The following is a 5043-nucleotide window of genomic DNA, read 5'->3' as shown; positions in this document are numbered from 1 at the left end:
CGAATGAGTCAATGCACTAGCGAAGCGCAGGTGACCTCTCAGGTTCGTGCGGTTGTCCGCGCCGCCGAACCGCTTAGCGGAAGGGCTAAGCACGAGCGGATGGCTGTTAAATCCGAGCACAGGTCTCGCGCGTCCTCTGACCTTGCCAAACGCGCCCGCAACGGGTCGTCTTCGACTCGAGCCGGGATACCCGGCCAGGATCAAGAGGGAGGATCCACGATGCCGACGCGCAGGGCGCTCGTCAGCCAAGCGGGCGCGACGGCGCTCGCCACTCCGTTCGCGTCCCGGCGCGCGCGGGCCCAAGCGGCGGTGGCGCGCATGAGCATGGGCTCACCCATGCCGCAGGCCCACCCGGCCAGCACCTGCCTCGTCGAGGCGCTTGATGCCATCCGGGCCGACAGCAAAGGTCAGATCGACATCACACTCTACCCCGACAGCCAGCTCGGGAGCGAGCTGAGCATGCAGTCGCAGCTGCGCTCGGGCGCCATCGCCTTCACTCTCACGTCGGTGAGCTCGCTCCAGACCTTGGTGCCGCTCGCCGGCATTCCGGGCGTCGCCTATGCCTTTCCCAGCTATGAGCCGCTCTGGGCGGCCCTCGACGGGGGACCACTCAGCGAGCGCATCCGGGACGCGCTCGGCAAGTTCGGCTTGCGGGCCTTTCGGGTCGTCGACAACGGCTTTCGCCACGTGATCACGAGTGTCCGGCCGATCACCGCCGTGGCCGATTTGCAGGGTCTGAAGATCCGGGTGCCGCCCAGCCCTCTGCTGACATCCTTGTTTCGGGCGCTCGGGGCCTCACCCACGACGATCAATCTTGCCGAGACCTATGCCGCCCTGCAGACGCGGGTGGCGGACGGGATGGAGAACTCACTGCCGCAGATCGAGGCCACGAAGGTCTACGAGGTGCAGAAGTATCTCTCCCGGACCGGCCACAGCTGGGACGGCTTGTGGATCCTGGCCCACGGCCGGACCTGGGACGCGCTGCCGCGTGACGTGCAGACTCTGATCAGCCGTCATTTCGATGCTGCGGTGGGGAAGCAGCGGCAGGTGTTCGCGCGGATGGACGCCGAGGGGGAGACGCGGCTGAGGGCCAAGGGTCTCGCCATCAACACGCCGGATCGGGAGGTCTTCCGCGCGGCGCTGGTCGCCGCGGGCTATTACGCTGAGTGGAAGGCCAAGTTCGGCCCGGACGCCTGGGGGGCGCTGGAGCGCTACACGGGCCCACTCGGGGCATGATGTAGGTGGGTCACCTCAGGGAGGCCGGCGCCCCAGTGACGAGGCCGTAGTTCGCCCTCAGAGCGAACCGAGTGTGCCGCGCTGGGCAGCGGTGTTCAGCTCGTGCACCTCGCCTTCATCTGGATCGGCCGAGCTCCCACTCGATGTTCGCTCGTGCGGCGGACGGCCATCCCGGTCAGCGGCTCGTCGCCTTGAGACGGCGCTCTCAACCGCAGCCTTCGCGCCGGCCACGTCGGGTGGATCGATGTGGCGGTAGCGCGCCTGAACAAGCCCGAACAGCCCGAACGCGGCGAGGCCGAGAGCCGTGATTGCGAGAAGCGCCCAGCCGTAAGGCTGGTGTTGCAAGACGTGCAGGGCGCCGCCGAGCCCTTTGACATCGCTCGACGTGCTCTGAAAGGCCGCCAGAATCAGGAAGCCGCCGATCAGCACGAAGACAACGCCACGAGCGGCGAAGCCAAGACGGCCCATCGGCACGGCCCACTGTCGAACCTCGGCAGGCGGCATGAGCCGTTGCAGCACGTCGCCCTTCCACCCTTTGAGCAGGAAAGCGGCACCCACGCCGAGAACAATCAAGCCGACGAGCCCTACCGCCCACTGCCCGAGTGGCTTTTCGAGCACCCAAGCTGTCCAGTCCTGCGCCGCTTGGTCGTCTCCGCCACCACGGCGCTGACCGAGGGCGAGTTGTGCGGCCGAGACGGCCAACCCGCCATACAAGAGGCCGCTCATCACGTGCCCGGCTCGCTTCGCCAGAGCCTTGTAGGAGCTACCAAGGTGATCCGCATCTGCCGCGGCTTCGACGATCCGCCAGACCGCGAACCCCATGAGCCCTACAGCAATCAGGCCTAGCCACACCCGGCCGAACGGCTGGAGAAGCAGCGTGGCGAGGGCAGAGCGGCTTCCTCCTGTCTGGCCGCCGAAACCGACCGCAGCCAGAACCGCAAGACCACCGACCAGGAGGTAGACGATACCCCGGGCCGCGTAGCCGAAGCGGGCAAGCAGTTCGAGCGAGTGAGTTTCCAGCCGGCGCATCTCCGAACTCCGCAATGGGAGGCGGGGAGGCACTGAGAACGGCGCGCGGACGAACGCGTTCCAGCCCCGGACGGGCCAGCAGCAGGCGACCCGTGCTTGAGCGGAACCGGGTGCGCTCCGGGAGTGAGGCATGGAGCGTCCGATCGCGGACTGGAGGGCGAGCCTCCTGCCGATCGCATCACCTCCACGAAGGGGCGCGCAGCCTACATCTCAAGCTGATCGAGAAAGACAGAGAGACCAGGCGCATACCACTCGCCGGTATTCGATTGCGGAAGCATGTGCATCCGGGTCCGAGTCGCCGACCCTGCACGTCATCATGCTCCGCGACCGGCACATTCGAGAAGGATGAGAATGAACGTCTTGCCGCATTCCAGCCGTTGAAGCGGTTGCCAAGGTGCTGACCGCCAGCTCATCGAGGAACCATCGGTGCCGCACAGGGTATGAGCCGGACAAGTATCAGGGCTGGTGCGCCGGCCCTGCCTCCAACATCGAAGAAGGCATCGTTACATGAACAAGGCGTTCGGAGTGCAGGTCACCGTCATGCAAACCCAATCGTCGGAGCCGAAGACGGCGCCCGTTCTTGTCATTGCTCGCGATGAATTGGACGCAGAGCTCTTGGTCTCGCAGGCCGCAGGCCCAGGATCGAGCGCGACTGCGATTCGGGAATTAACCTCACAAGAAGTTGCCGAGCATCAGATGAATTTGGATGAGCGTGGAAGCATGAAGTCGCTTCCGGTGCTGAATCTCTGACCGGGCCGCAGACCAAACACTGGCGTGAAGCTCCCTAACGATCGGCCGGTCGCGATAATCAAGAAGCATACAACACCTGAAGCCACTGCTCGGTGGACTGCGCACCGGACACGGTCCACTTCCGATCGAGGATGAAGAACGGCACGCCGGTGATCTGCATCTGGGCAGCGTGATGTTCGACGTCCTCGACATGCTGCACGAGCTGCTGGCTGCTCAGCGCCGCGACGACGGGACCGCGATCGAGGCCTGCCGCCATGCCGATCTCAAGCAGCACATCTGGGTCGCCGACATCACGGCCTTCTTCGAAATAGGCGCGGAACAGGGCGTCGACGACCGCCCCCGCGTGTCCGTGTTGCGTGGCGAACGCGATCAGCGTGTGAGCGCGCCGCGTGTTCGGAGTCCGGAGCATCCGATCGAACGCGAAGCTGATGCCCTCCTGCCGTCCTAGCTCGGCCATCCGCGCGTCAAGCTGAGCGCTCCGCTCCACACCGAATTTCCTCGCTCGATAAAGGGCGCGCTCCATGCCCCCAGCCGGCATGTCGGGGTTGAGCTCGAAGGGGAGCCACTCGACCGAGGTAGTCTCGCGCATCCCGAGGTGATCGAGGGCGCGCTCGAGGCGGCGCTTGCCGAGGTAGCACCAGGGGCAGATCACGTCGGAGAATATGGCAATCGTCAGCGGCATGGGCATGCTCCTGAACGTCCAGGACATGGCGGATCCTGTTTTGGAAGGCCAGCCCTGTCCCTTCTCCGATCTGGTGTAGGCCTGGGATGGCTTGGGAGCGTCACTGAGCGGCTTGGCTGGGTCGAGAGCTGCTGGGTAGCTGTTCGCGTAGATGCCCGTCAGCGACCCTCCCTACGATCCACCCCAACCCTGCCGAGCCGAGGCGGTGATCATCACTTGAAGAAGCCGTCCGCACACCCGAACCTGCGTCCCCGGTCAGTTGTTGACCGCAGGCAGTTCATAGGGCGTTCCAGATCGGAGTAGTGCGTCATGGGCGAGAACAAGCAGAGCCAGAGCATGGCCGGAGGATCTGCCGGGCTTGGTAGCGCGATAGGCGAGGGGGCCGACGACCTCACCCAACCTGTCGATCAGGGCACGGGCCAGCTCGGCGGTGGCGCACCGGGAGGGCTCGGTGCCAACACACCCGGCACGGGTGGCGGCGGAATGGGTGGCCTTGCAGGCGCCGCTGGAGGGGGCACGGACGGGCTTCCCGGCGGTGGTGCGGTTGGCACGGCTGGAGGCAGCCTGGGCAGCCGCACGAACATCGCCGGCGGTGGGACTGGTGATCTCGGAAGAGATCTCGGTGCCGACCAGGGCGGTGTTGCGGGCGGTGGCACGGGCGACATCGGCGGAGGTGTCGGGAGCACGGGCGATCTCGGCGGCGACATGGGGCACGATCCACTTGCCGGTGGCGGAGACGTCGGCCGCGGAGCCGGCGGCGGAAGCACCTCCGACGGTGCGAGCTAACGCAGGGCTGAGGTGAGGGGCGCTGTAGGTGCTCAGAGGAGGTCCGGCACTCCTACGATGCTGGATCGCCATCTCCGTCGAGCACGATCGTCCGCTCGATGACGTGCTGCAGGGGCGCGTTCTCGGCCGTGAGCGTCATCCGCAGCTTGAGCGTGTTGCCGGACGCGAGCCCCTCGCGTGCGACGCGCTCGATCTCCCGCTGGGAGGTCACGCCAACCTCCTTCAGGAACTTGCGCAGCTCGATGTTGAAGCGGTCCTCGTCCATGCTGTTGCTCCGTCGATTCGGACATCGAATCTGAAACGCAGGCGACGAAGTATATTTCCGGAGTTCAAGGGGTCCGTGCCTGAGCCCTCGCCTTTGGCTGTCCGCGATCGGGGGGAGGGCTCGGCGAGAACGGCGGGCTCCTCGCTCCGGATGTCGCATGTGAACCGTGACCTCGGCGTAGCCGATCACCCGCATCTCGGTGGGCAGGAGCTCACATGGCGCGACCGTCCAGCTGGTGAGCGTCGAGTCTGTGGCCGCGAACGAGGGTCATTGGCGCTTAGAGCCGCGCCCGAGC

The 5043-nt window shown here is 66.1% G+C and carries 6 protein-coding genes; 2 read left to right on the top strand and 4 right to left on the bottom strand.

Annotated elements, in window-relative coordinates; genetic code table 11:
• The first annotated feature begins 219 nt into the window (after positions 1-219).
• Positions 220-1236: a TRAP transporter substrate-binding protein gene (locus MFF61_RS33635; RefSeq protein WP_238242195.1), complete on the top strand. Its 1017-nt coding sequence runs from the start codon at positions 220-222 to the stop codon at positions 1234-1236.
• A 57-nt stretch (positions 1237-1293) separates the two neighbouring features.
• Here the strand turns inward: MFF61_RS33635 and MFF61_RS33630 are convergent, their stop codons facing one another.
• On the bottom strand, positions 1294-2265 hold the full coding sequence (locus MFF61_RS33630; protein WP_238242193.1) for a DUF1206 domain-containing protein: 972 nt from the start codon (positions 2263-2265) through the stop codon (positions 1294-1296).
• Positions 2266-2772: 507 nt separating this feature from the next.
• Here MFF61_RS33630 and MFF61_RS33625 point away from each other — a divergent pair.
• Positions 2773-3015, top strand: a complete 243-nt coding sequence (locus MFF61_RS33625; protein WP_238242191.1) for a hypothetical protein — start codon at positions 2773-2775, stop codon at positions 3013-3015.
• 58 nt (positions 3016-3073) lie between these two features.
• On the opposite strand, the gene MFF61_RS33620 is transcribed toward MFF61_RS33625, so the two are convergent.
• From MFF61_RS33620 to MFF61_RS33610, 3 genes are all read right to left on the bottom strand, one after another.
• Positions 3074-3697 (bottom strand): DsbA family oxidoreductase, encoded by a 624-nt coding sequence (locus tag MFF61_RS33620; RefSeq protein ID WP_238242188.1) that lies wholly within the window; start codon positions 3695-3697, stop codon positions 3074-3076.
• 255 nt (positions 3698-3952) lie between these two features.
• Positions 3953-4411: a hypothetical protein gene (locus MFF61_RS33615; protein ID WP_238242186.1), complete on the bottom strand. Its 459-nt coding sequence runs from the start codon at positions 4409-4411 to the stop codon at positions 3953-3955.
• A gap of 124 nt (positions 4412-4535) precedes the next feature.
• Complete coding sequence (locus MFF61_RS33610; RefSeq protein ID WP_238242185.1) at positions 4536-4748, bottom strand: DUF6494 family protein; 213 nt, start codon at positions 4746-4748, stop codon at positions 4536-4538.
• Between the last annotated feature and the right edge of the window lie 295 nt (positions 4749-5043).

The organism is Methylobacterium isbiliense (genome assembly GCF_022179325.1).
GTDB lineage: Bacteria > Pseudomonadota > Alphaproteobacteria > Rhizobiales > Beijerinckiaceae > Methylobacterium > Methylobacterium isbiliense.
This window is presented reverse-complemented; position numbering and strand designations above follow the sequence as displayed.